At 64.8% G+C, this 25,650-nt stretch carries 36 protein-coding genes; 29 read left to right on the forward strand and 7 right to left on the reverse strand.

Going from position 1 to position 25,650, the window contains the following annotated elements:
- Positions 1 to 19 precede the first annotated feature (19 nt).
- The gene (locus OLX23_RS12650) at positions 20 to 1,810 is read left to right on the forward strand and encodes a TonB-dependent receptor (protein ID WP_264445687.1); all 1,791 of its coding nucleotides are present in this window, start codon (positions 20 to 22) and stop codon (positions 1,808 to 1,810) included.
- A gap of 146 nt (positions 1,811 to 1,956) precedes the next feature.
- On the opposite strand, the gene OLX23_RS12655 is transcribed toward OLX23_RS12650, so the two are convergent.
- Positions 1,957 to 2,421 carry a nuclear transport factor 2 family protein gene (locus OLX23_RS12655; RefSeq protein WP_264445358.1) on the reverse strand — a complete coding sequence of 155 codons (465 nt, stop codon included), beginning with the start codon at positions 2,419 to 2,421 and terminating at the stop codon, positions 1,957 to 1,959.
- Complete coding sequence (locus OLX23_RS12660) at positions 2,421 to 2,870, reverse strand: nuclear transport factor 2 family protein (protein ID WP_264445359.1); 450 nt, start codon at positions 2,868 to 2,870, stop codon at positions 2,421 to 2,423. Before OLX23_RS12660 ends, OLX23_RS12655 begins: the two co-directional genes overlap by 1 nt.
- A gap of 55 nt (positions 2,871 to 2,925) precedes the next feature.
- On the opposite strand from OLX23_RS12660, the gene OLX23_RS12665 reads away from it, so the two are divergent.
- Positions 2,926 to 3,819: a TIGR03620 family F420-dependent LLM class oxidoreductase gene (locus OLX23_RS12665; RefSeq protein WP_264445360.1), complete on the forward strand. Its 894-nt coding sequence runs from the start codon at positions 2,926 to 2,928 to the stop codon at positions 3,817 to 3,819.
- Positions 3,820 to 3,883: 64 nt separating this feature from the next.
- Here the strand turns inward: OLX23_RS12665 and OLX23_RS12670 are convergent, their stop codons facing one another.
- The 4 genes from OLX23_RS12670 to sthA form a co-directional block, all read right to left on the reverse strand.
- Positions 3,884 to 4,231, reverse strand: coding sequence for a hypothetical protein (locus OLX23_RS12670; protein WP_264445361.1), 348 nt, complete (start codon positions 4,229 to 4,231; stop codon positions 3,884 to 3,886).
- A 131-nt stretch (positions 4,232 to 4,362) separates the two neighbouring features.
- The gene (gene ligD / locus OLX23_RS12675; protein WP_264445362.1) at positions 4,363 to 6,879 is read right to left on the reverse strand and encodes a DNA ligase D; all 2,517 of its coding nucleotides are present in this window, start codon (positions 6,877 to 6,879) and stop codon (positions 4,363 to 4,365) included.
- A gap of 1 nt (position 6,880) precedes the next feature.
- Positions 6,881 to 7,783: a Ku protein gene (locus tag OLX23_RS12680; protein ID WP_264445363.1), complete on the reverse strand. Its 903-nt coding sequence runs from the start codon at positions 7,781 to 7,783 to the stop codon at positions 6,881 to 6,883.
- A gap of 64 nt (positions 7,784 to 7,847) precedes the next feature.
- Positions 7,848 to 9,239: a Si-specific NAD(P)(+) transhydrogenase gene (sthA, locus tag OLX23_RS12685; RefSeq protein ID WP_264445364.1), complete on the reverse strand. Its 1,392-nt coding sequence runs from the start codon at positions 9,237 to 9,239 to the stop codon at positions 7,848 to 7,850.
- A gap of 190 nt (positions 9,240 to 9,429) precedes the next feature.
- On the opposite strand from sthA, the gene OLX23_RS12690 reads away from it, so the two are divergent.
- On the forward strand, positions 9,430 to 9,810 hold the full coding sequence (locus OLX23_RS12690; RefSeq protein WP_264445365.1) for a winged helix-turn-helix domain-containing protein: 381 nt from the start codon (positions 9,430 to 9,432) through the stop codon (positions 9,808 to 9,810).
- A gap of 573 nt (positions 9,811 to 10,383) precedes the next feature.
- Here OLX23_RS12690 and OLX23_RS12695 read toward each other — a convergent pair.
- Positions 10,384 to 10,569 (reverse strand): hypothetical protein, encoded by a 186-nt coding sequence (locus OLX23_RS12695; RefSeq protein WP_264445366.1) that lies wholly within the window; start codon positions 10,567 to 10,569, stop codon positions 10,384 to 10,386.
- A gap of 246 nt (positions 10,570 to 10,815) precedes the next feature.
- On the opposite strand from OLX23_RS12695, the gene OLX23_RS12700 reads away from it, so the two are divergent.
- From OLX23_RS12700 to rpmD, 26 genes are all read left to right on the forward strand, one after another.
- Positions 10,816 to 10,917: an entericidin A/B family lipoprotein gene (locus OLX23_RS12700; protein WP_413629859.1), complete on the forward strand. Its 102-nt coding sequence runs from the start codon at positions 10,816 to 10,818 to the stop codon at positions 10,915 to 10,917.
- Between the two features lie 14 nt (positions 10,918 to 10,931).
- Positions 10,932 to 11,402 carry a GFA family protein gene (locus OLX23_RS12705; protein WP_264445368.1) on the forward strand — a complete coding sequence of 157 codons (471 nt, stop codon included), beginning with the start codon at positions 10,932 to 10,934 and terminating at the stop codon, positions 11,400 to 11,402.
- A 285-nt stretch (positions 11,403 to 11,687) separates the two neighbouring features.
- Entirely contained in the window at positions 11,688 to 12,059 is a 372-nt protein-coding gene (gene rpsL, locus OLX23_RS12710) for a 30S ribosomal protein S12 (protein ID WP_264445369.1), read from the forward strand.
- A gap of 84 nt (positions 12,060 to 12,143) precedes the next feature.
- Positions 12,144 to 12,614 carry a 30S ribosomal protein S7 gene (gene rpsG / locus OLX23_RS12715; RefSeq protein ID WP_264445370.1) on the forward strand — a complete coding sequence of 157 codons (471 nt, stop codon included), beginning with the start codon at positions 12,144 to 12,146 and terminating at the stop codon, positions 12,612 to 12,614.
- A 102-nt stretch (positions 12,615 to 12,716) separates the two neighbouring features.
- The gene (gene fusA, locus OLX23_RS12720) at positions 12,717 to 14,810 is read left to right on the forward strand and encodes an elongation factor G (RefSeq protein WP_264445371.1); all 2,094 of its coding nucleotides are present in this window, start codon (positions 12,717 to 12,719) and stop codon (positions 14,808 to 14,810) included.
- Positions 14,811 to 14,900: 90 nt separating this feature from the next.
- Complete coding sequence (gene tuf / locus OLX23_RS12725) at positions 14,901 to 16,091, forward strand: elongation factor Tu (RefSeq protein WP_264445372.1); 1,191 nt, start codon at positions 14,901 to 14,903, stop codon at positions 16,089 to 16,091.
- A 254-nt stretch (positions 16,092 to 16,345) separates the two neighbouring features.
- Positions 16,346 to 16,657 carry a 30S ribosomal protein S10 gene (gene rpsJ, locus OLX23_RS12730; protein WP_091146544.1) on the forward strand — a complete coding sequence of 104 codons (312 nt, stop codon included), beginning with the start codon at positions 16,346 to 16,348 and terminating at the stop codon, positions 16,655 to 16,657.
- A gap of 278 nt (positions 16,658 to 16,935) precedes the next feature.
- Positions 16,936 to 17,694, forward strand: a complete 759-nt coding sequence (rplC, locus tag OLX23_RS12735) for a 50S ribosomal protein L3 (protein WP_264445373.1) — start codon at positions 16,936 to 16,938, stop codon at positions 17,692 to 17,694.
- A gap of 3 nt (positions 17,695 to 17,697) precedes the next feature.
- Complete coding sequence (rplD, locus tag OLX23_RS12740) at positions 17,698 to 18,324, forward strand: 50S ribosomal protein L4 (protein WP_264445374.1); 627 nt, start codon at positions 17,698 to 17,700, stop codon at positions 18,322 to 18,324.
- Positions 18,317 to 18,622: a 50S ribosomal protein L23 gene (locus OLX23_RS12745; protein WP_264445375.1), complete on the forward strand. Its 306-nt coding sequence runs from the start codon at positions 18,317 to 18,319 to the stop codon at positions 18,620 to 18,622. Before rplD ends, OLX23_RS12745 begins: the two co-directional genes overlap by 8 nt.
- 10 nt (positions 18,623 to 18,632) lie before the next feature.
- A complete protein-coding gene (gene rplB / locus OLX23_RS12750; RefSeq protein ID WP_264445376.1) occupies positions 18,633 to 19,469 on the forward strand; it encodes a 50S ribosomal protein L2 in 837 nt (278 codons plus the stop codon).
- Positions 19,470 to 19,474: 5 nt separating this feature from the next.
- Positions 19,475 to 19,750, forward strand: a complete 276-nt coding sequence (gene rpsS, locus OLX23_RS12755) for a 30S ribosomal protein S19 (protein WP_264445377.1) — start codon at positions 19,475 to 19,477, stop codon at positions 19,748 to 19,750.
- Entirely contained in the window at positions 19,750 to 20,127 is a 378-nt protein-coding gene (rplV, locus tag OLX23_RS12760; RefSeq protein WP_264445378.1) for a 50S ribosomal protein L22, read from the forward strand. Before rpsS ends, rplV begins: the two co-directional genes overlap by 1 nt.
- 3 nt (positions 20,128 to 20,130) lie before the next feature.
- Positions 20,131 to 20,841 carry a 30S ribosomal protein S3 gene (gene rpsC / locus OLX23_RS12765; RefSeq protein WP_264445379.1) on the forward strand — a complete coding sequence of 237 codons (711 nt, stop codon included), beginning with the start codon at positions 20,131 to 20,133 and terminating at the stop codon, positions 20,839 to 20,841.
- A 3-nt stretch (positions 20,842 to 20,844) separates the two neighbouring features.
- Positions 20,845 to 21,279 (forward strand): 50S ribosomal protein L16, encoded by a 435-nt coding sequence (rplP, locus tag OLX23_RS12770; protein WP_147091447.1) that lies wholly within the window; start codon positions 20,845 to 20,847, stop codon positions 21,277 to 21,279.
- Positions 21,276 to 21,500 (forward strand): 50S ribosomal protein L29, encoded by a 225-nt coding sequence (gene rpmC, locus OLX23_RS12775; RefSeq protein WP_413629842.1) that lies wholly within the window; start codon positions 21,276 to 21,278, stop codon positions 21,498 to 21,500. Before rplP ends, rpmC begins: the two co-directional genes overlap by 4 nt.
- A 10-nt stretch (positions 21,501 to 21,510) precedes the next feature.
- Entirely contained in the window at positions 21,511 to 21,780 is a 270-nt protein-coding gene (gene rpsQ / locus OLX23_RS12780) for a 30S ribosomal protein S17 (protein WP_264445380.1), read from the forward strand.
- A gap of 61 nt (positions 21,781 to 21,841) precedes the next feature.
- Complete coding sequence (gene rplN, locus OLX23_RS12785; protein ID WP_217406959.1) at positions 21,842 to 22,210, forward strand: 50S ribosomal protein L14; 369 nt, start codon at positions 21,842 to 21,844, stop codon at positions 22,208 to 22,210.
- Positions 22,210 to 22,530 (forward strand): 50S ribosomal protein L24, encoded by a 321-nt coding sequence (gene rplX / locus OLX23_RS12790; protein ID WP_264445381.1) that lies wholly within the window; start codon positions 22,210 to 22,212, stop codon positions 22,528 to 22,530. Before rplN ends, rplX begins: the two co-directional genes overlap by 1 nt.
- The gene (gene rplE / locus OLX23_RS12795; RefSeq protein ID WP_264445382.1) at positions 22,523 to 23,104 is read left to right on the forward strand and encodes a 50S ribosomal protein L5; all 582 of its coding nucleotides are present in this window, start codon (positions 22,523 to 22,525) and stop codon (positions 23,102 to 23,104) included. Before rplX ends, rplE begins: the two co-directional genes overlap by 8 nt.
- Positions 23,105 to 23,133: 29 nt before the next feature.
- Entirely contained in the window at positions 23,134 to 23,439 is a 306-nt protein-coding gene (rpsN, locus tag OLX23_RS12800) for a 30S ribosomal protein S14 (protein ID WP_264445383.1), read from the forward strand.
- A 9-nt stretch (positions 23,440 to 23,448) separates the two neighbouring features.
- Complete coding sequence (rpsH, locus tag OLX23_RS12805) at positions 23,449 to 23,844, forward strand: 30S ribosomal protein S8 (protein ID WP_264445384.1); 396 nt, start codon at positions 23,449 to 23,451, stop codon at positions 23,842 to 23,844.
- The gene (gene rplF, locus OLX23_RS12810) at positions 23,844 to 24,377 is read left to right on the forward strand and encodes a 50S ribosomal protein L6 (protein WP_264445385.1); all 534 of its coding nucleotides are present in this window, start codon (positions 23,844 to 23,846) and stop codon (positions 24,375 to 24,377) included. The genes rpsH and rplF overlap by 1 nt, the downstream gene beginning before the upstream one ends.
- Entirely contained in the window at positions 24,377 to 24,727 is a 351-nt protein-coding gene (rplR, locus tag OLX23_RS12815; protein ID WP_264445386.1) for a 50S ribosomal protein L18, read from the forward strand. The genes rplF and rplR overlap by 1 nt, the downstream gene beginning before the upstream one ends.
- A 2-nt stretch (positions 24,728 to 24,729) precedes the next feature.
- Positions 24,730 to 25,467 carry a 30S ribosomal protein S5 gene (gene rpsE / locus OLX23_RS12820; RefSeq protein WP_264445689.1) on the forward strand — a complete coding sequence of 246 codons (738 nt, stop codon included), beginning with the start codon at positions 24,730 to 24,732 and terminating at the stop codon, positions 25,465 to 25,467.
- Between the two features lie 5 nt (positions 25,468 to 25,472).
- Positions 25,473 to 25,649 (forward strand): 50S ribosomal protein L30, encoded by a 177-nt coding sequence (gene rpmD, locus OLX23_RS12825; protein WP_264445387.1) that lies wholly within the window; start codon positions 25,473 to 25,475, stop codon positions 25,647 to 25,649.
- Position 25,650 lies beyond the last annotated feature (1 nt).

Raw genomic sequence — 25,650 nt, forward strand, 5'->3', positions numbered from 1 at the left:
CGACCAGCTCGCCGTGTCGATGACCTTCGAGCGGCGCAGCCACGACGGCTACATCGACAACATCACGCCCAATGCCGTCGCCTATACGCCGGCGATGTTCCCGGCCAATCCGGCGCTCGGCGGGGCTTCGGGCATCCTCGGCTTCAGCGCCACCGGCGCGCCGATCCTCGGCACCGCGGCGCAGTTCGCGGCGCAGCTCAACGCCGGCCTTTCGGCCAAGGACAGCTACGTCACCGAGGACTTCACCGCGATCGGCGGCAAGCTGCTGTTCCGCCCGAGCGACCGCTTCAAGATCACGATCGCCGGCGACTACAGCGAGAAGAACGACGACAACGGCAACGGCCTCTACAACCTGACGCCGGGCTATGCGATCGCCGTCGCCTCGAGCCTGTTCAACGCCAATGCCGGCGCCAATACCACGCCCGCCAGCCTCGCCGGGCTGATCGTCCAGCCGACCGAGAAGTTCACCACGGCGCAGCGCGGCGAGGGCTATGTCAAGCTCAAGGACTACGGCGTCTCGGGCACGGCCGTGCTGAGCCTCGACAACATCGACCTCACCTCGATCACCGCCTACCGCGAGAACCACTCGAAGTTCCTGACCGAACTGGGCTTCCTGCCGTTCAACTTCCTCGCGGCCAGCGTCAACATCGACAAGTCGACCTTCTACCAGGAGCTGCGCGCGGCCTCGACGGGCGCTGGGCCGCTGAGCTGGATCGTCGGCGGGTCCTATCTCCAGGCCAAGTTCGACGGCGGCCTCGCGACCACGATCTTCCGCGGCATCCCCTATCTCGCGAACCTGCCCTCGGGCTCGGGGCGCTATACGGTGACCAACTGGTCGGCCTATGCCCAGCTCGGCTACGACTTCACCGACAAGCTCAATCTCACGGTCTCGGGCCGCTACGTGAACGAGAAGAACGACGCGATCTCGTTCAACCCGATCGCCAACACCCAGGATCCCTTCGTGCTCAAGCAGGAGAAGTTCCTGCCCTCGGCCACGCTCAAATATAGCCTGGAGGGCGGCGGCAACGTCTATGCGCGCTGGGCGCGCGGCTTCAAGGCGGGCGGCATCGTGCCGGTGGTGCCGACCAGCTTCTTCCCCGATCCGATCAACCAGGGCGGCGCCTTCCGCGGCGAGACCGTCGATTCCTACGAACTGGGCCTGCGCACCCCGCTGTTCGATCGCAGCGTCCAGTTGACCGCCGCGTTGTTCTACAACGACTATCGCGACGTCCAGGTCGCCGCGCACGTTTCGCCCAGCTTCGCCTTCGCGCCGCTGGTCTCGATCTCGGTGGTCAACGCCGGTTCGGCGCGGACCTACGGCGCCGAGCTGGGCCTGACCGCGCGCGTGGCCGAGCCGCTGACCCTGACCGCCTCGGCCGGCTATCTCAACGCCAAGTACCGGACCTTCCGCCTGGCCGGCAATCCGGTGCTCGATCCCTTCGACCTGTCGGGCACGCGGATGATCAATTCGCCCGAATGGCAGTTCTCGTTCGGCGCCGACCTGCAGCAACCGGTCGGCGATCACTGGAAGATCGTCGGCAATGCGCTGGCCTCCTATACCGACGAGATCATCTGGCAGCAGTCGGGCCTGCCCGGCGTCCTGCCGGATTCCACGGGGCCGTCCTACTGGCTGGTCAACGCACGGCTGGGCCTGCGCACGGCCGACGACGCTTTCGAGCTCGCGGTCTATGCCAAGAACCTGTTTAACGCCGGCTATACGACCTTCGGCAATTCAAGCTCGAGCTACGGCAACATCCTCGCCTGGGGCGATCCGCGGATCGTCGGTGTGGAAGCGACGGTGAAGTTCTAAGCTCAAGATCCTCCCTGTTTTTGGCGAAGCCACAAACGGGGAGGGGGACCGCCAGACCCGCAGGGGCTGGTGGTGGAGGGGTAACTAGCGCAACCACCCCTCCACCACGCCATTTGTGCTACGCAAAAATGGGGAGGATCTTCAGTTCACATCACGGTCTCGTAGACCGTCCGCAGGCGCGTCAGCCGGGTCGACAGGATCCGCCAGCCCACGTCGAGCTTCACGTAGCGTTCGTGATAGTGCCCGAAGCCGAGCACGAAATGGGTGTCGCCGTTGAGCGGATGTTCCTTCGAGCGGTAGAGCCGGTCCTCCATCGCCCAAATGCCCGTGGCCTCGGTCGGCGAGACGATCTCGATGATCGGCGTGTGCCCGTGGTGGACCGAGACCTGATCGGCCGCCTGTTCGGCGACCCAGGCAATCATCGCGTCGCGCGGTTCTAGGGTCATGCCCATCTCGGGCACTTCGAGCCGCCCGTCGGGCGCCCATACCTCGTCGCGCCAGAAGGCCCAGTCCTTGTGGTCGTAACCGTAGAAGTAGCGCGCCTTGAGCTGTTCGATCTCGGCGATGGCGGTCAGATACTCGACCGGCGACATGTGGTCCGACCAGCTCATCAGAACACCCGCTTCATCTCGACGCGCAGCCGCGTCAGCCGGCTGGCCAGCAGACGCCAGCCTTGCGGCAGCCGGACATAGGTTTCGTGGTAGTGCCCCCAGCCGTGGAGCCAGGTCGATCCGTCGTAGAGCGGGTGCTCCTTGCTGCGGAACAGTCGGTCCTCCATCGCCCAGATCACCTTGGCCTCGTCATCCGAGACGAAGTCGATGACCGGCGTATGGCCGTGATGGACCGAGACTTGGTCGGCCGCCGCTTCGGAAGCGTATTTCAGCACCTCCTCGAACGGCGCGAAAGGCTCGGGCCGGAACTCGGGCACTTCGAGCCGCCCCTCGGGCGCCCAGACTTCGCGCCGCCACAGGTCCCAGTCCTTGTGGTCGAAGCCGTAGAAGTACTTGGCCTTGACCTGCTTGATCGCCTCGATCGCGAGCAGCCGTTCGATTTCGGTCATATGTCTTGTCTCTCCCGCGGGTATTGGGGATGGAAAGGCGGGAAAGGTCAAGCGCATGAGAATCGACAAGCTGGCGGTCTGGATCAACACGATCGGCTATCCCTCGGATGACCTCGTCGCTTTCGCGCGGCGGCTCGAGGGCTGGGGCTACGGCACGCTCTGGATCAACGACGGTATGGGTAGCGATCCGATGGTGCTGGCGGCGAAGATCCTCGCCAGGACCGAGCGGCTGCAGGTCGCGCTCGGCGTCGCCAACATCTATTCGCGCGACCCGACGATGATGCTCGGCGCGCAATATGGGCTCAACGAGCAGTGGGGCGGACGTTTTCTGCTGGGGCTCGGCGCCAGCCACCAGTTCATCGTCGAGGGCATGCGCGGGCACACGGCCTGGGGCAAGCCGGTGGCGACGATGCGCGCCTATCTCGAAGCCATGGCGGGCATGACTTATGCCGGGCCGCCGCCGGCCGAGACGCCGAAGACCGTGATCGCCGCGCTCGGGCCGAAGATGCTCGAACTCGCGCGCGATCATGCCGACGGCGCGCATCCCTTCGCCACCACGCCCGAACATACGGCCATGGCGCGCGGCATCCTGGGGCCGGGCAAGCTGCTGCTGGTCGAGCAGAAGATTCTGCTCGAGACCGATGCCGAGCAGGCGCGCACCGTGGGGCGCGGGCTGGTCGCCGGGCTCGCGGGGATTCCGAACTATCGCAACAGCCTGCTGCGCATGGGCTTTTCCGAGGACGAGCTCGGCCCGACGGTGTCGGATCGTGTCGCCGATGCGCTGGTCGCCTGGGGCGATGCCGTGGCGATCGGCCAGCGGATCGAGGCGCATTGGGATGCCGGCGCCGATCAGGTCGCGGTGCAGGTCATGCCGAAGGACGGCGGCCTGCTGACCGCGGCGGACGAGGTGGTGCTCGAACGGCTGGCGCCGCTGAACCGCGCGGCCTGAACAAAGCAAAACCGGCAGCCCCGAGGGGCTACCGGTCGAATGTCAGGATGCTGGATCCTGAAGCTTACTTGTTCGTCGGCGCGGCACCGCCGCTGGCACCGGCGATCGCGGCTTCGAGCTGCGACTTGGTCATGCCGATTGTCGGTCCCTTGGGGCCGCTGGCCAGCGAGCTCAGCGGCACGGTGGCCTTGCTCGAGCCCGTCGACAAGACGGCGTTCGAACCTTCGACGCTCTCGACCGTGGCAACGGCTTCGCCCGCCGTATCATAGACCGTGTCGCCAGCCTTGGCGGTAGCGGCGGCAGCGGCCGGGGCCTCTGCAGCCGGGGCCGGCGCCGCATCCTGCGCGGCGAAAGCCGGCGCGGTCATGCCGAGAGCCGAGGTGGCGACGAGGGCGGTGAGGATCTTCTTCATGATGAAATACTCCCAAGTGGTTGCGTGTGGAACTCGTGGTTCAGCAACGAACCTGAGGAGCTTCGGCTCCCTCGGGGAGTCTGAAATCGACCAAACGACCCGCCTGGAACGACGGGCCGACCGAAATGGAGCTAAATCTCGGGGAGGGTCTGGGCGGCGAAGCCCCACCCCTTGAAAGCACGCGAATCCGCCCTTTCGACGAGCCGTGCCGCATCGTCGATCGACCACTCGTGGGGGCTGGCGAGGTCTTTCAGCTCGTCCCAGGTGACGGGCACCGCGACGGGCGCGCCGGGTCGCGCCCGCGCCGAGTAGGGCATGACCGCGGTGCTCCCGCGCTGGTTGCGCAGGTAGTCGATGAAGATCTTGCCCTTGCGCTTGGCCTTGGACAGCGTCGCGACGAAACGGTCGGGTTCGGCCAGCGCCATGGCCTCGGCGAAGCGCTTGGAGAAATCCTTGTGCGCGTCCCAATCGTGCCCAGGTGTCAGCGGCACGACGACGTGCACGCCCTTGCCGCCCGAGACCATCGCGAAGCTGGTCAGGCCGAGGTCGCCCAGCCGGTCGCGCAGGTCGAAGGCTGCCTGGCGGACCTCGACCCAGTCGAGCCCTTCGTCGGGATCGAGGTCGAAGACCATGCGATCGGGCTTCTCGACCTGGGCGGCGTGAGCACCCCAGCCGTGGAACTCGATCGTGCCCATCTGCACGCAGGACAGCACGCCGGCGCCGTTCTCGACATGGAGATAGTCCTCGTGGCCGCCGTCCTTCTCGCGGATCGGTACGTGGTGGACGTCCTTTCCGAAGGTGCCGGAATCGTGCTTCTGGAAGAAGCACTTCTTCGCGCGACCCTGCGGGCAGCGGACGAGGCTGATCGGCCGGCCCGCCATGTGCGCGAGCATTAGCGGCGCGACCTGCGCGTAGTAGTCCGCCAGTTGCCCCTTGGTCTGCCCGCTCTCGGGAAAGATCACGCGGTCGCGGTTGCTGATCTTCACCGCCGGCTCGGGCGCTGGCGCGGGCCGGGCCTTCTCGGGCTTCACTGCCTTGGCCGGCTTGTCGCTGCGCAGCCCGAGGAACGAGCCATGGCGCACGCGGCCGTCCGCGGTCATCTCGGCGAAGGCGATCTCGGCGACGAGCTTGGGCGTGATCCACTGGCCGCCGCGTGCTTCGGCGCGGGGGACTTCCGCCGCGGGCGTGTCGCGCGCCAGTGGCTTCATCCTGGCGGCGAGATCGGCGAGCGTGTCGGCGTCGAAGCCCGTGCCGACCTTGCCCTTGTAGATCAGCGCTTTGCCCTCGTGCTGCGCGAGGTAGAGCGAGGCGAACGGCCGCGCCTTGGCGCTCGACCTGGTCCAGCCGATCACGACGAATTCCTGCCGCCGCGTGCACTTGACCTTGACCCAGGACTTGCTGCGCGTGCCGCGATAGGGCGCTTCGATGCGCTTCGAGATGATCCCTTCCATCCCCGCCTCGCACATCGCCGCGTAGAGCGTCTCGCCCGCGCCGACGACGTGGTCGGCCACTCGGATCGGCGGTTGGGCATCGGCGAGCAGCGCTTCGAGCCGTTCCTTGCGCTCGATCTGGGGTAGGGCCTTCAGGTCCTCGCCGTTCAGCGACAGCAGGTCGAAGGCGTGAAAATCGAGCGGGCTCTTCTGGCTACCGTGGCCGCGCTTCAACTCGGCCTGTAGCGCCGAGAAGCTCGGATTGCCGTCCTTGCCCGGCGCGGTGATCTCGCCGTCGATCAGCGCGGGCGGCAGGTCGAGCGCGGCGATGGCCGCGACCAGCGGGCCGAACTTGTCGGTCCAGTCGAGCCCCTTGCGCGTATAGACGCGCACGTCGGGGCCCGACACGGCGATCAGCGCGCGGTAGCCGTCGAACTTGATCTCGTGCAGCCAGTCGTTCCCCGCCGGCACTGCGTCGACCAAGGTCGCTAGCTGCGGCGCTGCGAACTTCGGCAGCTTGCCCGCGGCCGCTTTGCCTGCGGGCTTGGCCTTTCGCTGGTTGTGCGCTGCCGCCTTCTCCATCTCCGCCGCGAAGGCCTCACCCTTCTTGCCCTTGAGCGAATGGCTGGCCTGCTTGTCGGCGGTGATCTCGGCCATCGAGCGGCCGGTCAGCACGCTCGACAGCGCGCGCTCGACCAGATCGCCCGAGCCGCCGGCATGCTTGTCGTCGACCTTGCGGAGCAGCCAGTTCTCGCGCGTTTCCTTCCCGCGCGGCTTCATCCGCACGAGCAGCCATTCGCCCTTCATCCGCTCGCCGTGGAGCACGAAATGCAGGTGGCCGTCTTCGAAGTCCTTGGCGCTCTTGCCGGGGATCGGCTCCCAGGTGCCCTGGTCCCACAGCATCACCGTGCCGCCGCCGTACTCGCCCTTGGGGATCGTCCCCTCGAAAGTGCCATAGGACATCGGGTGATCCTCGGTCCGCACGGCCAGCCGTTTGTCGGCGGGATCGAGGCTCGGTCCCTTGGTCACGGCCCAGGACTTGAGCACGCCGTCGACCTCGAGCCGGAAATCCCAGTGCAGCCGCGTCGCCTCGTGCTTCTGAACGATGAAGCGGTTGCCCGCGGCACTCGGCGCGCGCTTGCCCTTGGGCTCGGCGGTCTTCTTGAAATCGCGCTTGGCGTTGTAGGTCGCCAGCGGATCCTTGCTGCGGCTGGCCATGTCAGGCCCGCTTGCGGGCAGGCGCCTTGGCGGCAGGCTTCTTCGTAGCGGCCGAGGTCTTCTTGGGCGCTGCCTTTTGGCCTGGAGCCTTCTTCTCGGCCGGTGCCGCCTTCTTGCCCTCGACCGAGGCCTTGAGCGCCGCCATCAGGTCGATGACGTTGGACTTGCCGCGGACCGCGCCGGGCTCGTCGGCCTCCTCGATCACGCGCTTGCCCTTGGACTTGGCCTTCTTGTCGATCAGCCGGTGCAGCGCATCGATATAGCGGTTGTGATACTCGCCGGCATCGAACTTGCCCGATTTCTTGTCGATCAGCGTGGTCGCCAGTTCGAGCAGGTCGGCGTCGGGCTTCTTGTCGTGGATGTCGCGGAAATAGTTCGCCGCCTTGTTCACCTCGTCGGCATAGCGCAAGGTTTCGAGCACCAGCCCGCGGCCGCAGGGCTTGAGGCTGACGAGGAATTCCTGACCCCTGATCGCCAGCTGGCCGAGCCCGACCTTGCGCGATTTGCGCAGCGCCTCGCGCAGCACGACATAGGCCTCCTCGGCCAGTTCGTCGGCCGGGACGACGTAATAGGGCTGGTCGAAATAGAGCACGTCGATCGCATCGGCATCGACGAACTGGACGAGATCGAGCGTCCGCTTGGACTCGAGCTTGACCGCCTCGATCTCCTCGTCCTCGAGCAGCACGAAGTTGCCCTTCGACACCTCGTAGCCCTTGATGATCTCGTCGCGGTCGACCGGGCCGACGCCGGGGACGACCTTCTCATACTTGATCGGCTTGCCCGAAGGCTCGTGGATCTGCCGGAACGAGATCGCCGCGCCCGATTTGGTGGCCTTGTAGACCTCCACCGGGATCGAGACGAGCGCGAGGCGGATCTGCCCCTTCCAATATGCGCGAGCGGCCATCTGGAACCTCCGGCCGAGTCAATCGGCGGAGCGGGGTTTGGTTCCAGATGCGCCGTCTTGACGCTCAATCGCGCGGCATGCGGTTCCAGGCGTCGAGCGCGGCGATCTTGTAGGCCTCGGCCAGGGTCGGATAGTTGAACGTGTTCTCGATGAAGTAGTCGACCGTGCCCTTGAGGTTGAGCACGGCCTGGCCGATGTGGATCAGCTCGGTCGCGCCTTCGCCGAGGATGTGGACGCCGAGCAGGCGCCGCGTCTTGATCGAGAAGATCATCTTCATCATGCCCTGGTCGAGGCCCATGATGTGGCCGCGGCTGGTCTCGCGCATGCGGGCGATGCCGCATTCGTAGTTGATCTTCTTGTCGCGCACTTCCTGCTCGCTCATGCCGACGGTGCTGATCTCGGGCACGGCGTAGATGCCGTAGGGGAAATAGGCGGGTGCCGGGGGCAGGGGCAGGCCGAAGGCGTGGCAGGCGGCGATGCGGCCCTGTTCCATCGAGGTGGAGGCGAGGCTGGGGAAGCCGATGACGTCGCCCGTCGCATAGACGTGCGGGACCTCGGTCTGGAAGGTGTCGGGATCGACCTTGAGCCGGCCGCGGCCATCGGTGCCGAGGCCGCAGGCGTCGAGCCCGAGGTGCTCGGTCGCGCCCATGCGGCCCGCGCAATAGAGCAGCATGTCGGTGCGCACGGTGCGGCCGTCGCCCGTCTTGGTGACGACCTTGCTGCCGACCTTCTCGACCGAGACCACCGGCGCGCCGAGGCGGAAGGTGACGCCGCGATCGCGCAACTGGTGGACGAATTCGTCGAGGATCTCGCGGTCGATGAAGTCGAGGAAGGTCTCGCGCGGCTCGATGATCGTCACCTGGACGTCGAGCGCCGAGAAGATCGTCGCATATTCGATGCCGATGACGCCGGCGCCGACCACGGTGATCGAGCGCGGCAGCCGCGGCATGTCGACCACTTCGTCGCTGTCGAGGATGCACTCGTCGTCGAAGTCGATGTTGTCGGGGCGGAACGGCACGGTGCCGACTGCGATCAGGATGCGCTCGCCCTCGACCAGCAGTTCGCTGCCGTCGGGCGAGGTGACGATCAGGCGATGTTCGTCCTGGAAGCGCGCGAAACCTTCCATGGTGTGGACGCCGTTGCGCAGGAACTGGTGTTCGAGGACGTCGACCTCATGCTCGAGCGTCTTGCCGAGGCGCATCGACAGGTCCTCGCTGCCGATCTCCTTCTTCACGCGGTACGAACGGCCGTAGAAGCCGCGTTCGCGCCAGCCCGAGAGATTGAGCGCGGTCTCGCGCAGGGTCTTCGAGGGGATCGTGCCCGTGTGCACCGAGACGCCGCCGACGCGCTTGCGGCCTTCGACCACGAGCACCGACTTGCCGAGCTTGGCCGCCTGGATCGCGGCGCGCCTGCCCGAGGGTCCGCTGCCGATGACGATGAAATCGTATTGAGCCACCTGCCGCCCCCCGCGCGCTGCCTCGTCGCCGCAGTCTACCGCAGGTCGGAACGTCTTGTAAGGAAAATGCTGCATTGCAAAATGCCCCTCATCGGTCCCGATGACGCGGGGCCATGCGCCAATAACGGCAAATTAAGCATCTTTTTCAGTCGGACTCGCGGAGGACGGCGCGAGGCGCTAGGGTTCGGACATGACCGGCGAGGCGATGCTCAAGCTCAAGATCCAGCTCTATTGCGGCGACGAGATCGCGATGGGGCCCGGCAAGGCCGACCTGCTCGATGCGATCGCGCAGCATGGTTCGATCTCGGCCGCGGGCCGGGCGATGGGCATGAGCTATCGCCGTGCCTGGCTGCTCGTCGATGCGATGAACCGCTGCTGGCAGGCGCCGCTGGTCGAGACTTCGCCGGGCATGGCGCACGGCGGCGGCGCGCGGGTCAGTCCCGCCGGACAGGCCGTGCTCGCGCACTATCGCGCGCTCCAGGCGCGGATCGACGGCGCCGCCGCCTGTCCCGATTTCGTGGCTCTGCAGGCGGCGATCCTGCCGACGCCGCGCGCCAGCCAGAAGTCGTGAAGGCGCGGGCGAGGGCTCGCCCGATCGACGATCGTCTTCGTCGCAGAGTAACCGCCAAGAATTACTAAGTGTGCTTAGGAAATAATCCCCGAAGATCTCGCGAATCGATTGGGGGTTTCTGCTTGACCTTTCGTTCGGATTCTGAGCAATTTGGAAACATAACAGCCGGTCGGTTCCTGCATCGCCAAAGCGGTGAGGGCCGGACCAGGTAACGGGATGGAGGCGATGAAGGGAATTTCGCCATATCAAGAGGTTGCGGCGCGGTTCGATGCGCGGGGTGCTGTGTTGCGCCCTGGCGGATGACGCGCCTTCGAAGGCGAATACACGGGTCGAAGACAATAATCGCGAAGGTTCGGGCTGCGGGTACTGTTACCCGGTAGCGTTTTTCTTTGCGTCTAGTGCGGTTTTGAGAACTGGCCCCCGTACGATCGCCGGGGGACAGGGGGAAGCGGTCGATCCGCACCGGCCGCTTCCCTACCAGCTTTGGCCTACCAGCTTTGGCCTGACAGCTTTGGGCAGCCGGCTTTGGCATGGCTCACAGGCCGGTGGGCTTGGTGTGTGGATGGCTTTGGGTCAGGTCGCCGCGAGCAGCGACCAGTCGTGCGGCGCATCGGGCTCGCGGTCGATGTCGCGCACCGCTTCCGCGGTCAGCAGCAAGGCTTTCTTCCGGTGAAGGCGTTCATCCTCGGGGCTTTCGGCGCCGAGTGCCAGCAGGACCTCTTCGCGTGCGCGATTGAGGCACAAGGTGAGTTCCGTCATGGCCGTTCTCCTCTCGCGTGCCATGGTGGGCGATCAGGCTAACACGACCTTCGAGTCCCACCGAATCGTTTCATCGCCCCCCAGAGCCCGGCCGTCGTGAAATGCATCACGGTCGTTTCGGTGGACGCGCCGGCGCGCGCGTGGCTTGCCGTTGGCGACTGCCATGCCTAGGAACGCGGGCAAGGGTGCAACGCTATGGCGGGAAGACGCATGAACACTGGTCGTAAGCTACTGATCGCCGCGCTGATGGGCGGCCTGCTCGCGTCGCTGGGCGCCTGCAACACGGTCAAGGGCGTGGGCCGCGACATCGAATCCGTCGGCGAGGCCGGCGCCCGCGCGCTCAAATAGGCGGCAGCAGGCAGATGGTCGACGCAATGCCCGCGCTTCCGCTCGAAGGCGGTTGTCGTTGCGGGCGGGTGCGTTTCCGGCTGACCGCGGCGCCGTGGATGGAAACGGTCTGTCACTGCCGCGGCTGCCAGCGGATGACCGCGAGCGCCTTCTCGACGACACTGATCATGCCCGAGGACGGTTTCGCGGTGATCGCGGGCGAGACGGTGGTCGGCGGCCTGCATGGCGACGAGGCCGACCATCATCATTGCGACTGGTGCAAGTCCTGGGTCTTCACCAGGCCGCGCGGTCCGATGGGCTTCGTCAACGTTCGCGCCACCCTGATCGACGACGCCGGCTGGTTTGCGCCCTGGGCCGAGACACAGACCGCCGAGAAACTACCCTGGGCCGCGACCGGCGCGGTGCGCAGCTTCGAACGCTTTCCGGCGATGGACGAGTACGAGGGGCTGATCGCCGCCTATCGCACCGAGCGCGGCATCGCTTGACCGCTCCGGCGAATCCGCCTAAGGGCGCCGGCTTCCGGGTCAGGATATCGTCCTGGCTCTGGACATAGAGCTGAACATTGCCGGCGCGTGCGAGGGGTGAGTACCTCGCGTCAGCCGTCAAAGTAACCCGGCGGTTCGACCGGGTGGAGGGTTTCGGTTCACACTGTAGACGGTCCGCTTTCGGGCGTGCCGTGCAGTCGTGATGCTTCACCTTCCATCGGCTTTCGAAACGTCATTTCCGGGCGGCAATTCCGTCGTTCGGGCAACACAGGTGAAGAGCACTTCATGCCCACTATCAACCAGCTGATCCGCAAGGGTCGCGTGCCGCAGAAGACCAAGTCGAAGGTCCCTGCGATGGAGCAGAACCCGCAGAAGCGCGGCGTCTGCACCCGCGTCTACACGACGACCCCGAAGAAGCCGAACTCGGCACTTCGCAAGGTGGCCAAGATCCGTCTGACCAACAGCCGCGAAGTCATTTCGTACATCCCGGGCGAAGGCCACAACCTGCAGGAGCACTCGGTCGTGCTGATCCGCGGCGGCCGTGTTCGCGACCTTCCCGGCGTGCGCTACCACGTCCTGCGCGGCGTGCTCGACACGCAGGGCGTCAAGGACCGCAAGCAGTCGCGCTCGAAGTACGGCGCCAAGCGTCCGAAGTAAGGGTTTCCACCCTTCGCTGGTTTTTTGACCTGGCGACCTGATCGCAGATCAGGTGTTCGGTCCGAAGTTTAAGGAATTCATCCGATGTCACGTCGTCGTCGTCCCGAGAAGCGGGAAATCCTGCCGGATCCCAAGTTCGGGGATCAGATCCTGTCGAAGTTCATGAACAACCTCATGCTCGACGGTAAGAAGTCGGTCGCGGAAAGCATCGTCTACGGTGCGCTCGAGACCATGGAAACCCGCGCCAAGGCCGATCCGGTTCAGCTGTTCCACAACGCGCTGGACAACGTGAAGCCGCAGATCGAAGTCCGCAGCCGCCGCGTCGGTGGTGCGACCTATCAGGTCCCGGTCGAGGTTCGCCCCGAGCGTGCCCAGGCTCTCGCCATCCGCTGGCTGATCACCGCCGCTCGCAACCGTTCGGAGACCACCATGTCGGCGCGTCTCTCGGCCGAGCTGCTCGACGCCGCCAACAACCGCGGCAACGCGGTCAAGAAGCGCGAAGACACCCACCGCATGGCCGACGCCAACCGCGCGTTCAGCCACTACCGCTGGTAACTTCGGTCCCTGCAAGTTTGGGCACAGTCTTCAAACTGCAACTTTCATAACCATATGGGCGGAGCCTCACCCAGGCTCCCCCAAATCTCCGAGGAACTCATCATGGCACGCGGCCATCCGCTCGAGAAATACCGCAACATCGGTATCATGGCGCACATCGACGCCGGCAAGACCACGACGACCGAGCGTATCCTGTACTACACCGGCAAGTCCTACAAGATCGGCGAAGTGCACGACGGCGCCGCGACCATGGACTGGATGGAGCAGGAGCAGGAGCGCGGCATCACGATCACGTCGGCCGCGACGACCTGCTTCTGGAAGGCCGACAGCGGCCAGGGCGATGAATATCGCATCAACATCATCGACACCCCGGGCCACGTCGACTTCACCATCGAAGTCGAGCGTTCGCTCCGCGTGCTCGACGGTGCCGTGGCGTGCTTCGACGGCGTTGCCGGCGTCGAGCCGCAGTCGGAAACCGTGTGGCGCCAGGCCGACAAGTACGGCGTGCCGCGCATGTGCTTCATCAACAAGCTCGACCGCACCGGTGCGAACTTCAAGTACTGCGTGCAGTCGATCATCGACCGCCTCGGTGCCAAGCCCGCCGTGCTCTACATTCCGATCGGCCTCGAAGCCGACCTGAAGGGTCTGGTCGACCTCGTGCACAACCGCGCGATCATCTGGAAGGATGAGAGCCTGGGCGCCGAGTTCACCTACGAAGAGATCCCGGCCGACCTCGCCGACGAGGCTGCGGTCTATCGTGCCGAGCTGATCGAACTCGCCGTCGAACAGGACGACGACGCGATGGAAGCCTATCTCGAAGGCAACGAGCCCGACGTGGCGACGCTCAAGAAGCTGATCCGCAAGGGTACGCTCGGCCACGCCTTCGTTCCGGTCGTCTGCGGCTCGGCGTTCAAGAACAAGGGCGTTCAGCCCCTGCTCGACGCCGTCGTCGACTTCCTGCCTTCGCCGCTCGACATCGAAGACGTCCAGGGCGTCAAGATGGACAGCGACGAGAAGGACAGCCGTCCGCCCGAAGACACCGCGCCGTTCTCGGCCCTGGCCTTCAAGGTCATGAACGATCCGTTCGTCGGCTCGCTCACCTTCATCCGCATCTACTCGGGTACCCTGTCGAAGGGCTCGTACCTGAACTCGGTGAAGGACAAGAAGGAAAAGGTCGGCCGCATCCTCGAGATGCACGCCAACGACCGTAAGGACATCGAAGAAGCCTACGCCGGCGACATCGTCGCGCTGGCCGGCATGAAGGAAACCACCACGGGCGACACGCTCTGCGCGGAAAAGGCGCCGATCGTGCTCGAGCGCATGGAATTCCCCGAGCCGGTCATCGAGCTGTCGGTGGAGCCCAAGACCAAGGCCGACCAGGAGAAGATGGGCGTCGCGCTCAACCGTCTCTCGGCCGAGGATCCCTCGTTCCGCGTCTCGACCGATCACGAATCGGGCCAGACGATCATCAAGGGCATGGGCGAACTTCACCTGGACATCATCGTCGACCGCATGCGTCGCGAGTTCAAGGTCGAAGCCAACGTCGGCGCGCCGCAGGTTGCCTATCGCGAGTACCTCGCGAAGCCGGTGGACATCGACTACACCCACAAGAAGCAGTCGGGTGGTACCGGCCAGTTCGGTCGCGTGAAGGTCAAGGTCACGCCGGGCGAGCGCGGTTCGGGCATCGTCTTCAAGGACGAGATCAAGGGCGGTAACATTCCGAAGGAATATATCCCCGCGATCGAAAAGGGCTTCCGCGAGACGGCTGCCTCGGGCTCGCTGGTCGGCTTCCCGATCATCGACTTCGAGATCAACCTCTACGACGGTGCCTACCACGACGTCGACTCGTCGGCCCTGGCCTTCGAAATCGCCGGTCGCGGTGCCATGCGTGAAGTCGCCCAGAAGGCCGGCATCAAGCTGCTCGAGCCGATCATGAAGGTCGAAGTCGTCACCCCCGAGGAATATCTCGGCGACGTCATCGGCGACATGAACAGCCGTCGTGGCCAGATCCAGGGCACCGACAGCCGCGGCAATGCCCAGGTCGTCGAGGCCATGGTGCCGCTGGCGAACATGTTCGGTTACGTGAACCAGCTCCGCTCGTTCACCCAGGGCCGAGCGAACTACTCGATGTTCTTCTCCCACTACGACGAGGTCCCGGCGAACGTCGCGGCCGAGGTCAAGGAGAAGCTTGCTTAACCAGCAAGATCAGATTAGGGGCGGCGCCTGTTTCAGCGGGTGCCGACTCCGTCCCGCAGATTCAATTCAAGCGAAAAGAAGGTTGGAACAATGGCCAAGGCAAAGTTTGAGCGGAACAAGCCGCACTGCAACATCGGCACCATCGGTCACGTTGACCACGGCAAGACCACGCTGACCGCAGCGATCACCAAGATCATGGCTGAAATCAACGGCGGTGAAGCCGTTGACTTCGCGAACATCGACAAGGCTCCGGAAGAGCGCGAGCGTGGTATCACGATCTCGACCGCTCACGTCGAGTACGAGACCGCTGCCCGTCACTACGCGCACGTCGACTGCCCGGGTCACGCTGACTACGTCAAGAACATGATCACCGGTGCCGCCCAGATGGACGGCGCGATCCTGGTCGTGAACGCCGCTGACGGCCCGATGCCGCAGACCCGCGAGCACATCCTGCTCGCTCGCCAGGTCGGCGTGCCGGCTCTGGTCGTCTACATGAACAAGGTCGACCAGGTCGACGACGCCGAGATCCTCGAGCTCGTCGAGCTCGAAATCCGCGAGCTGCTCAGCTCGTACGGCTTCGACGGCGACAACATCCCCGTGATCCCGGGTTCGGCTCTCGCCGCTCTCGAAGGCCGCGACGAGAACATCGGCAAGGAATCGATCGTTGCCCTGATGAACGCCGTCGACACCGCGATCCCGCAGCCGCCGCGTCCGACCGACAAGCCGTTCCTGATGCCCGTCGAAGACGTGTTCTCGATCTCGGGTCGTGGTACGGTCGTCACCGGCCGCGTCGAGACCGGCATCATCAAGGTTGGCGAGGAAGTCGAAGTCATCGGCATCCGCGACACGCAGAAGACCACCGTCACCGGCGTCGAAATGTTCCGCAAGCTGCTCGATCAGGGTGAAGCCGGCGACAACATCGGTGCTCTGGTTCGCGGTCTGAAGCGCGACGACGTCGAGCGCGGCCAGGTTCTGGCCAAGCCCGGCTCGGTCACGCCGCACACCGAGTTCTCGGCCGAGGTTTACGTCCTGTCGAAGGACGAGGGTGGCCGTCACACGCCGTTCTTCGCGAACTATCGTCCGCAGTTCTACTTCCGCACGACCGACGTCACCGGTGAGGTCATCCTCCCCGAGGGCACCGAGATGGTCATGCCGGGCGACAACATCGCGCTGTCGGTCAAGCTGATCGCGCCGATCGCCATGGACGAAGGTCTCCGCTTCGCTATCCGCGAAGGCGGCCGCACCGTCGGTTCGGGCGTCGTTGCCAAGATCACGAAGTAATCTTCGCGATCTGACGGGTTCGAAAGGCCCGGTCTTCCTTCGGGGAGGCCGGGCCTTTGCCCGTTCTGGAGGGCGTGATCTGGGCCCGATTCGGGATTCTCGTGGCGTCTCGTGGCATCCCGTCGCGGATCTCCCGAAATCCGCGGATTTTATGGGCCAAAAGCCCTTGCACGAATCCCCGAAGCCTAGTAGGGGCGCGCTTCGCAATTGATCGGGCGCGTGCGCCCAAGGCTCTTTCTCATCGGTAGTTGGACATGGAAGCTCAGAATATCCGCATTCGCCTCAAGGCATTCGATCACCGCGTGCTCGACCAGGCGACCGGCGAAATCGCGGACACCGCCCGCCGTACCGGCGCGCTGATCCGGGGCCCCATTCCTCTGCCGACGAAGATCGAGAAGTTCTGCGTCAACCGCGGCCCGCACATCGACAAGAAGTCGCGTGAGCAGTTCGAGGTTCGTACGTACAAGCGCCTGCTGGACATCGTTCAGCCCAACGCTGCCACCGTCGACGCGCTGATGAAGCTCGACCTGGCTGCCGGCGTGAACGTCGAGATCAAGCTCGCCTAAGCGAGCGGCTTAAGTTTTCGGTCGGGGCTTCTGCTTCCGACCACTTCCTTCCGGCTTCGACCGGTTAGGCAGGCCTCCCAAGCGGATGTGTCTGCCGGGACATAGGGATACCTCCGGTCTCGCCTTTCGGGGCATCTGGCCGGGCAAGCGTCCCCCGTCTCGTCATCCAGAGCCCAAGGGCAGCGGATGGCACTCAGCCCGGACGGGGCTCGCTTCACATTCAGGGCTGAACACGCCTGCGGGGATGGTCCTCGTAGGCCTCTGTAGGAGAATGGATCATGCGCACAGGCGTGATCGCCAAGAAGGTGGGGATGACCCGCCTTTTCCAGGAAGACGGACGGCACGTGCCGGTTACCGTTCTGGCGCTGGAAGATAATCAGGTTGTCCAGGTCCGCACGACGGAGCGTGACGGTTACGTTGCGGTCCAGCTCGGTGCCGGTGAGGCCAAGCAGAAGAACGTCGCCAAGCCGCAGCGCGAGCACTTCGCCAAGGCCCAGGTTTCGCTCAAGCAGCGTCTGGTCGAGTTCCGCGTCGCCGACGACGCCGTCCTCGAAGTCGGCGCGACGATCGCCGCCTCGCACTTCGTGCCGGGTCAGCTGGTCGACGTCGCCGGTCACACGCAGGGCAAGGGCTTCGCCGGTGCCATGAAGCGTTGGGGCTTCGGCGGTATGCGCGCCACCCACGGCGTCTCGATCAGCCACCGTGCCCACGGTTCGACGGGTAACCGCCAGGATCCGGGTCGCGTCTTCAAGAACAAGAAGATGGCCGGTCACATGGGTGACCGCGAGCGCACCCAGCAGAACCTCGAAGTCGTGCGCGTCGATGACGAGCGCGGCCTGATCTTCGTCAAGGGCTCGGTCCCTGGCTCGAAGAACACCTGGCTGACCGTGGTCGACTCGGTGAAGGTCGCCCGCCACGCCGAGGCTCCCTATCCCGCCGGCCTGAAGAGCGCCGCCAACAGCAACGATTCGGCCCCCGCCGACACGCCGGCCGAAGAGACCGTCGCTGTCGAGGCGACCGAAGGCCAGGAGGGCTAAGTCGTGAAGGTCAAGCTTTCCAACATCGACGGTTCGGCCGGCAAGGGCGACATCGAGCTTTCGGACGCCGTGTTCGGTCTCGAGCCGCGCGCCGACATCCTGCACCGCGTCGTCACCTGGCAGCTCGAGAATCGCCGCGGCATCGCCCGTGCGACCCGCGAGCGCTCGGAAGTCGCTCGCACGGGCAAGAAGTTCGGTCGTCAGAAGGGCGGCGGTACCGCTCGTCACGGCGATCGCGCTGCTCCCGTGTTCATCGGCGGTGGTAAGGCTCACGGTGCTCGTCGCCGCGAGTTCGACATCTCGCTGAACAAGAAGGTGCGTGCACTCGGTCTCAAGATGGCCCTCTCGGCCAAGGCCCAGTCGGGTCTGGTGATCGTCGACACGCTCGAGCTCAAGGACGCCAAGACCAAGGCGCTTTCGGCCCAGCTCGCCAAGGCGGGCTTCGGCAAGAAGGTTCTGGTCATCGACGGTGAGCAGGTCGACGCTGGCTTCGCCCGCGCCGCCGGCAACCTCATCGGCGTCAATGTGCTCCCGGCCGTGGGCGCCAACGTCTACGACATCCTGAAGCATGATACGCTGGTGCTGACGCGCGCCGCTGTCGAAAAGCTGGAGGCGCGTTTCAATGGCTAAGGATGCAATCGACACGCGTCACTACGACGTGATCGTGGCTCCGCACATCACCGAGAAGTCGACCCTGCTCAGCGAGCACAACGCGGTCGTCTTCAAGGTCGCCGAGAGCGCCACCAAGCCGCAGATCAAGGCTGCGGTCGAGGCTCTGTTCGACGTCAAGGTGGTGGGCGTGAACACGCTGACCCAGAAGGGCAAGACCAAGCGGTGGAAGGGCAAGCCCTATCGCCGTTCGGACGTGAAGAAGGCTGTCGTCACCCTGGCCGCTGGCCAGTCGATCGACGTCACCAGCGGAATCTGAGGCGCGGACCATGGCACTCAAGAACTACAACCCGACCAGCCCCGCGCGCCGCGGTCTGATCCTCGTCGACAAGTCGTCGCTTTGGAAGGGCAAGCCCCTCAAGGCGCTGACCGAAGGCAAGAACAAGACCGGTGGCCGCAACAACAAGGGTCACGTGACCTCGCGCGGCATCGCCGGCGGCCACAAGCAGAAGTACCGCTTCATCGACTTCAAGCGTCGTAAGTGGGACCAGCCGGCCACCGTCGAGCGTCTGGAATACGATCCCAACCGCACGGCCTTCATCGCGCTGATCAAGTACGAAGACGGCGAGCAGACCTACATCATCGCGCCCCAGCGTCTCGCCGTCGGCGACACGGTGGTCGCCGGTGAGAAGACCGACGTGAAGCCCGGCAACGCCATGCTTCTGTCGCAGATGCCGGTCGGCACCATCATCCACAACGTGGAGATGAAGCCGGGCAAGGGCGGCCAGATCGCCCGTTCGGCAGGCACCTATGTCCAGCTCGTCGGTCGTGACCGCGGCATGGTCATCGTTCGTCTGAACTCGGGCGAGCAGCGCTACCTGCGCGGCGATTGCATGGGCACGGTTGGCGCGGTCTCGAACCCCGACAACTCGAACCAGAACCTCGCCAAGGCGGGCCGCAATCGCTGGCTGGGCAAGCGTCCGCTGACCCGCGGTGTTGCGAAGAACCCGGTCGACCACCCGCACGGCGGTGGTGAAGGCCGGACCTCGGGCGGCCGTCATCCGGTCACGCCTTGGGGCAAGCCGACCAAGGGTGCGCGCACCCGCAACAACAAGCAGACGGACAAGATGATTATCCGTTCGCGTCACGCGAAGAAGAAGAGGTAACCGCCATGGCACGTTCCGTCTGGAAAGGCCCCTTCGTCGATCTGCACCTGCTCAAGAAGGCGGAAGCCGCGCAGGATGCCAGCCGCGCCGCCCCGATCAAGACCTGGTCGCGTCGCTCGACGATCCTGCCGCAGTTCGTTGGTCTGACGTTCACCGTCTACAACGGTCACAAGTTCATCCCGGTCTCGGTCAACGAGGACATGGTCGGCCACAAGCTCGGTGAATTCGCGCCCACGCGCACGTTCCCCGGCCACGCCGCCGACAAGAAGGGCAAGCGCTAATGGGCAAGGAAAAAGCTCCCCGTCGCGTCGGCGACAAGGAAGCCCTGTCGGTCGGCACGCAGATCCGCGGGTCGGCGCAGAAGCTGAACCTGGTCGCGGCGCTGATCCGTGGCCGCAAGGCCGAGGACGCACTCAACATCCTGTCCTTCTCGAAGAAGGCCATGGCGGTTGACGCGAAGAAGGTCCTCGCATCGGCGATCGCCAATGCCGAGAACAACCACAACCTGGACGTCGACGCCCTCGTGGTCGCCGAAGCCAGCGTGGGCAAGTCGATCACCATGAAGCGTTTCCACACGCGCGGCCGTGGCAAGTCCACGCGCATCCTGAAGCCGTTCAGCCGGCTGCGCATCGTGGTCCGCGAAGTCGAGGAGGCCTGATCCATGGGTCATAAGAGCAACCCCATCGGTCTGCGTCTCCAGATCAACCGGACCTGGGACAGCCGCTGGTACGCCGAAGGCAAGAGCTATGCGTCGATGCTTGAGGAAGACCTCAAGATGCGCAAGTTCATCATGACCTCGCTGCCGCAGGCCGCGATCTCCAAGGTCGTGATCGAGCGTCCCGCCAAGCTGTGCCGCGTGTCGATCTATGCCGCTCGTCCGGGCGTCATCATCGGCAAGAAGGGCGCCGACATCGAGAAGCTGCGCTCCGCGCTGGCCAAGCTGACCAGCAGCGAAGTGAAGCTGAACATCGTCGAGATCCGAAAGCCGGAAGTCGATGCCAAGCTCGTCGCTCAGGGCATCGCCGATCAGCTCGTTCGCCGCGTGGCTTTCCGCCGTGCGATGAAGCGCGCCGTGCAGTCGGCTCTGCGTCTCGGCGCCGAAGGCATCAAGATCACCTGCGGTGGCCGTCTCGGTGGCGCCGAAATCGCTCGCGTCGAGTGGTATCGCGAAGGTCGCGTGCCGCTTCACACGCTGCGCGCCAACATCGACTATGCCGAAGCCGAAGCGCTGACCGCCTATGGCATCATCGGCATCAAGTGCTGGATCTTCAAGGGTGAGATCCTGGGTCATGATCCCATGGCGCAGGACCGTCTGATGATGGAGGCCCAGACCTCCGGCGTGCGTCCGGCACGCGAAGACCGCAGGAACTAAGCCATGCTGCAACCTAAGAAAACCAAGTTCCGCAAGGCCTTCAAGGGCCGGATCAAGGGCGACGCCAAGGGCGGCACCGATCTGAACTTCGGTTCCTACGGCCTCAAGGCCCTGGAGCCCGAGCGGATCACCGCGCGCCAGATCGAAGCGGCCCGTCGTGCGATCACGCGCCACATCAAGCGCCAGGGTCGTCTCTGGATCCGCGTCTTCCCGGACGTGCCGGTTTCGAAGAAGCCCGCCGAAGTCCGCCAGGGTAAGGGCAAGGGTTCGATCGAATACTGGGCTGCTCGCGTTAAGCCGGGCCGCATCCTGTTCGAGCTCGACGGCGTTGCCGGTCCGCTGGCCGCCGAGGCCTTCAGCCGCGCTGCGATGAAGCTGCCGATCAAGACCAAGGTCGTTGCCCGTCTCGGCGACACCTCGCACCTGGGAGGCGAATGATGGCCGCCGCTAAGAACTCGAACAAGGTCGAAGACCTCCGCGCCAAGACCGACGATCAGCTTTCGGCTGACCTCGGCGATCTGAAGCGCGAGCAGTTCAACCTGCGTTTCCAGGCCGCCACGAACCAGCTGGAGCGCCCCGCGCGCATCAAGGAAGTTCGCCGCGACATCGCCCGCATCAAGACGCTGCAGACTGAGCGTTCTCAGTCGGCCAAGGCGTAAGGAGTTCACGATGCCCAAGCGTATTCTCATCGGGACCGTGGTCTCCGACAAGACCGACAAGACCGTGGTCGTGAAGGTCGAGCGCAAGGTGAAGCACCCGCTCTACGGGAAGATCATCCGTCGCTCGAAGAAGTATCACGCCCACGACGAAGACAATGCCTACAAGGCCGGCGAGACCGTGCGCATCGAGGAAACTCGGCCGCTGTCGAAGCTCAAGACGTGGAAGGTCATCGACCGCGTCCAGGCCGGCAAGGGCACGGCAATCGAAGCCGACGTCTAAGTCAAAATTTTTGGAACTGCCGGACTGGTTCCGGCAAGCCAGTTGAGAAGGAACCGGATCAATGATCCAGATGCAGTCCAATCTCGACGTCGCAGACAACAGCGGCGCAAAGCGCGTCCAGTGCATCAAGGTACTGGGCGGGTCCAAGCGTCGTTTTGCCGGCGTCGGCGACATCATCGTGGTGTCGATCAAGGAAGCCCAGCCGCGCGCTCGCGTGAAGAAGGGCGACGTTCACCGTGCAGTGATCGTGCGCACCCGCAAGGACGTGCGCCGTGCCGACGGTTCGGTGATCCGCTTCGACAGCAATGCTGCCGTGCTGATCAACAAGAACGAAGAGCCCATCGGCACCCGTATCTTCGGCCCCGTGGTCCGCGAACTGCGTGGCCGTGGCTTCATGAAGATCATCTCGCTCGCGCCGGAGGTGCTGTAATGGCCGCCGCTAAGATCAAGAAGGGCGACTCTGTCGTCGTCCGTTCGGGCAAGGACAAGGGCCGTACCGGCACCGTCCTTCAGGTGCTGCCGAAGGACGAAAAGGTGCTCGTTTCGGGCATCAACGTCGCCACGCGCCACCGCAAGCCGACGCAGGGCAACCCGCAGGGCGGCATCGACCGTCGCGAGGCGCCGATACACATCTCGAAGGTGAGCCTGGCCGATCCCAAGGACGGCAAGGCGACCCGCGTCCGTTTCGAAACCAAGGACGGCAAGAAGGTCCGTGTGGCCGTGAAGTCCGGGGAGACGATCGATGGCTGATAAGTACACGCCGCGTCTTCGTACCAAGTACGACGAGCAGATCGCCAAGGCTATGACCGAGAAGTTCGGTTACAAGAACGTCATGGAGATCCCGAAGATCGAGAAGATCACGCTCAACATGGGCGTGGGCGAGGGCACGCAGGACCGCAAGAAGGTCACGACTGCCGTCGAGGAAATGGAAAAGATCGCGGGTCAGAAGCCCGTCGTCACCAAGGCCAAGAAGTCGATTGCCCAGTTCAAGCTGCGCGAAGGCATGGCCATCGGCTGCAAGGTCACGCTGCGTCGTGAGCGCATGTACGAGTTCCTCGATCGTCTGATCACGATCGCGATGCCCCGCATCCGCGACTTCCGTGGCCTGAACCCGAAGAGCTTCGACGGTCGCGGTAACTACGCGATGGGTCTCAAGGAGCAGATCATCTTCCCGGAGATCAGCTACGACCAGATCGAGAAGGTGCGTGGCATGGACATCATCGTCACCACCACCGCGAAGACCGACGAGGAAGCGCGCGAGCTGCTTCGCCTGTTCGGTTTCCCGTTCCCGCTGGATGCTGCTGAACAGCAGCAGGCCGCGTGACCCAGATTTGAAGAAGAGAGCTTAAGTCCATGGCGAAACTGAGTTCCGTGAACAAGAACGAGCGTCGCAAGAAGCTGGTTCAGAAGTATGCTGCGAAGTACGCGGCCCTGAAGGCTACGGCCAACGACGAGTCGCTCGACGATACCGAGCGCCTCATCGCCCGCCTGAAGCTGGCCGAGATTCCGCGTAATGGGAATCCCACCCGCGTGCGCAACCGCTGCGCCACCACCGGCCGCCCGCGCGGCTATTATCGCAAGTTCGGCCTCTGCCGCGTCGAGCTCCGTGATCTTGCCAACAAGGGCATGATCCCGGGCGTGACCAAGTCGAGCTGGTAAGGAATAGCGATGGCACTGACCGATCCCCTGGGTGATATGCTCACCCGCATCCGCAACGGCCAGCGGGCGAAGAAGGACGCAGTCCTTTCGCCGGCGTCGAAGCTGCGTGCGAACGTGCTCGAAGTCCTCCAGCGCGAGGGCTACATCCGCGGCTACAGCGAGGACGCCACCGGCGCCCACCCGCAGCTCCGCATCGAGCTCAAGTATTTCGAAGGCGAGCCGGCGATCAAGCACGTCGCTCGCGTCTCCAAGCCTGGCCGCCGCGTCTACTCGGGTTCCAAGGAACTTCCGGTGATCCGCAACGGTCTGGGCATCACCATCGTCTCGACGCCCCGGGGCGTGCTTTCGGATGCCGAAGCACGCGCTCAGAACGTCGGCGGCGAAGTGCTTGCGGAGGTGTTCTGATGAGCCGCATCGGTAAAGTGCCGGTCACGGTGCCCGCGGGTGTAACCGCGGACATCGCCAACGGCGTCCTCACCGTGAAGGGCCCCAAGGGCACCCTCACGCTCGCCCTGCGCGACGAGATCACCTACGCGGTCGAAGAGGGCAAGATCCTCGTTCGTCCCGCCAACGACACCAAGCAGGCTCGCGCCTTCTGGGGTATGCAGCGCACGCTCGTCAGCAACCTGGTCACCGGTGTGACCGAGGGTTACTCGAAGACGCTGCTGATCACCGGCGTCGGCTACCGTGCCAATGCTCAGGGCAAGAACCTGAAGCTGCAGCTCGGCTACAGCCACGACGTGGATTTCGCGATCCCCGAAGGCATCGAGATCAAGACCCCGGATAACACCACGGTCGAGATCATCGGTATCGACAAGCAGAAGGTCGGCCAGGTTGCGGCCGAGATCCGTCGCTGGCGCAAGCCCGAGCCTTACAAGGGCAAGGGTATCAAGTACCGCGGCGAGTTCATCTTCCGCAAGGAAGGGAAGAAGAAGTAATGGCCAAGCTTTCGCTTTTCGATCGCCGCAAGCGGCGTGTCCGCACCGCCCTCAAGGCTCGCGCCGGTGGGCGTCCCCGTCTGTCCGTGCATCGCTCGGGGCGTCACATGTACGCCCAGATCATCGACGACGTCGAAGGCCGCACCGTGGCTTACGCGTCGACGCTGACCAAGGGCAGCAAGGGCCCCGGCGCCACGACCGAGGCAGCCGCCAAGGTGGGCAAGGAGCTCGCCGAGGCCGCCAAGAAGGCTGGCGTGACCACCGTCGTGTTCGATCGCGGCGGCTTCCTGTTCCATGGCCGCGTCAAGGCGCTGGCTGACGCCGCGCGTGAAGGCGGGCTGGAGTTCTGATGATGGCAGACGAAACCAACACCCCGGAGCAGGATGCTCCGATCGCAGCGGAAGCCACCCAGGGTGGTGAACCGCGCGAAGCTCGCGGTCCCGGTGGCGGCCGTGGCCGTGGCCGTGGCGGCAACGACCGTGGCGGTGAGCGCGGTGGCCGTGGCGGCCGTCGTGACGATCGCCGTGGCGGTCGCGGCGGCGACGAGGAAGGTGGCGAGGAGCTGATCGAAAAGCTCGTCCACATCAACCGCGTCTCCAAGACGGTTAAGGGCGGTAAGCGCTTCGGCTTCGCGGCGCTGGTCGTCGTGGGCGACGGCAAGGGCCGCGTCGGCTTCGGTCATGGCAAGGCGCGCGAAGTGCCGGAAGCCATCACCAAGGCGACTGCCTCGGCCAAGAAGAAGATGGTCCGGGTTCCGCTCAAGGAAGGCCGCACCCTGCACCACGACGGCAAGGGCCGTTTCGGTGCCGGCAAGGTCAACGTCCGCTCGGCTCCGGCCGGTACGGGCATCATCGCGGGCGGCCCGATGCGCGCCGTCTTCGAGAGCCTGGGCGTGGCCGACGTGGTGACCAAGTCGGTCGGTACGTCGAACCCCTACAACATGATCCGCGCCACCTTCGACGCTCTGGTCAACCAGACCTCGCCGAAGTCGGTCGCGCAGCGTCGCGGCAAGAAGGTCGCCGACCTGCTCGGTCGTGGTGGCGCCACCGCGGTGGAGGCTGAAGCCGCCGCCGAAGCGATTACGGAGTAAGCGCGATGGCCAAGATCAAGATCAAGCAGATCGGTTCGCCGATCCGCCGTCCGGCCAATCAGGAGAAGATCCTGATCGGTCTCGGCCTCGGCAAGATGAACAAGGTCGTCGAGATCGAGGACACGCCCGAAGTGCGTGGCGCGATCCGCAAGCTGCCGCACATGGTGGCCGTGGTCGACTGAT

The organism is Novosphingobium sp. JCM 18896, from assembly GCF_025938095.1.
Classification (GTDB): Bacteria; Pseudomonadota; Alphaproteobacteria; order Sphingomonadales; family Sphingomonadaceae; genus Novosphingobium.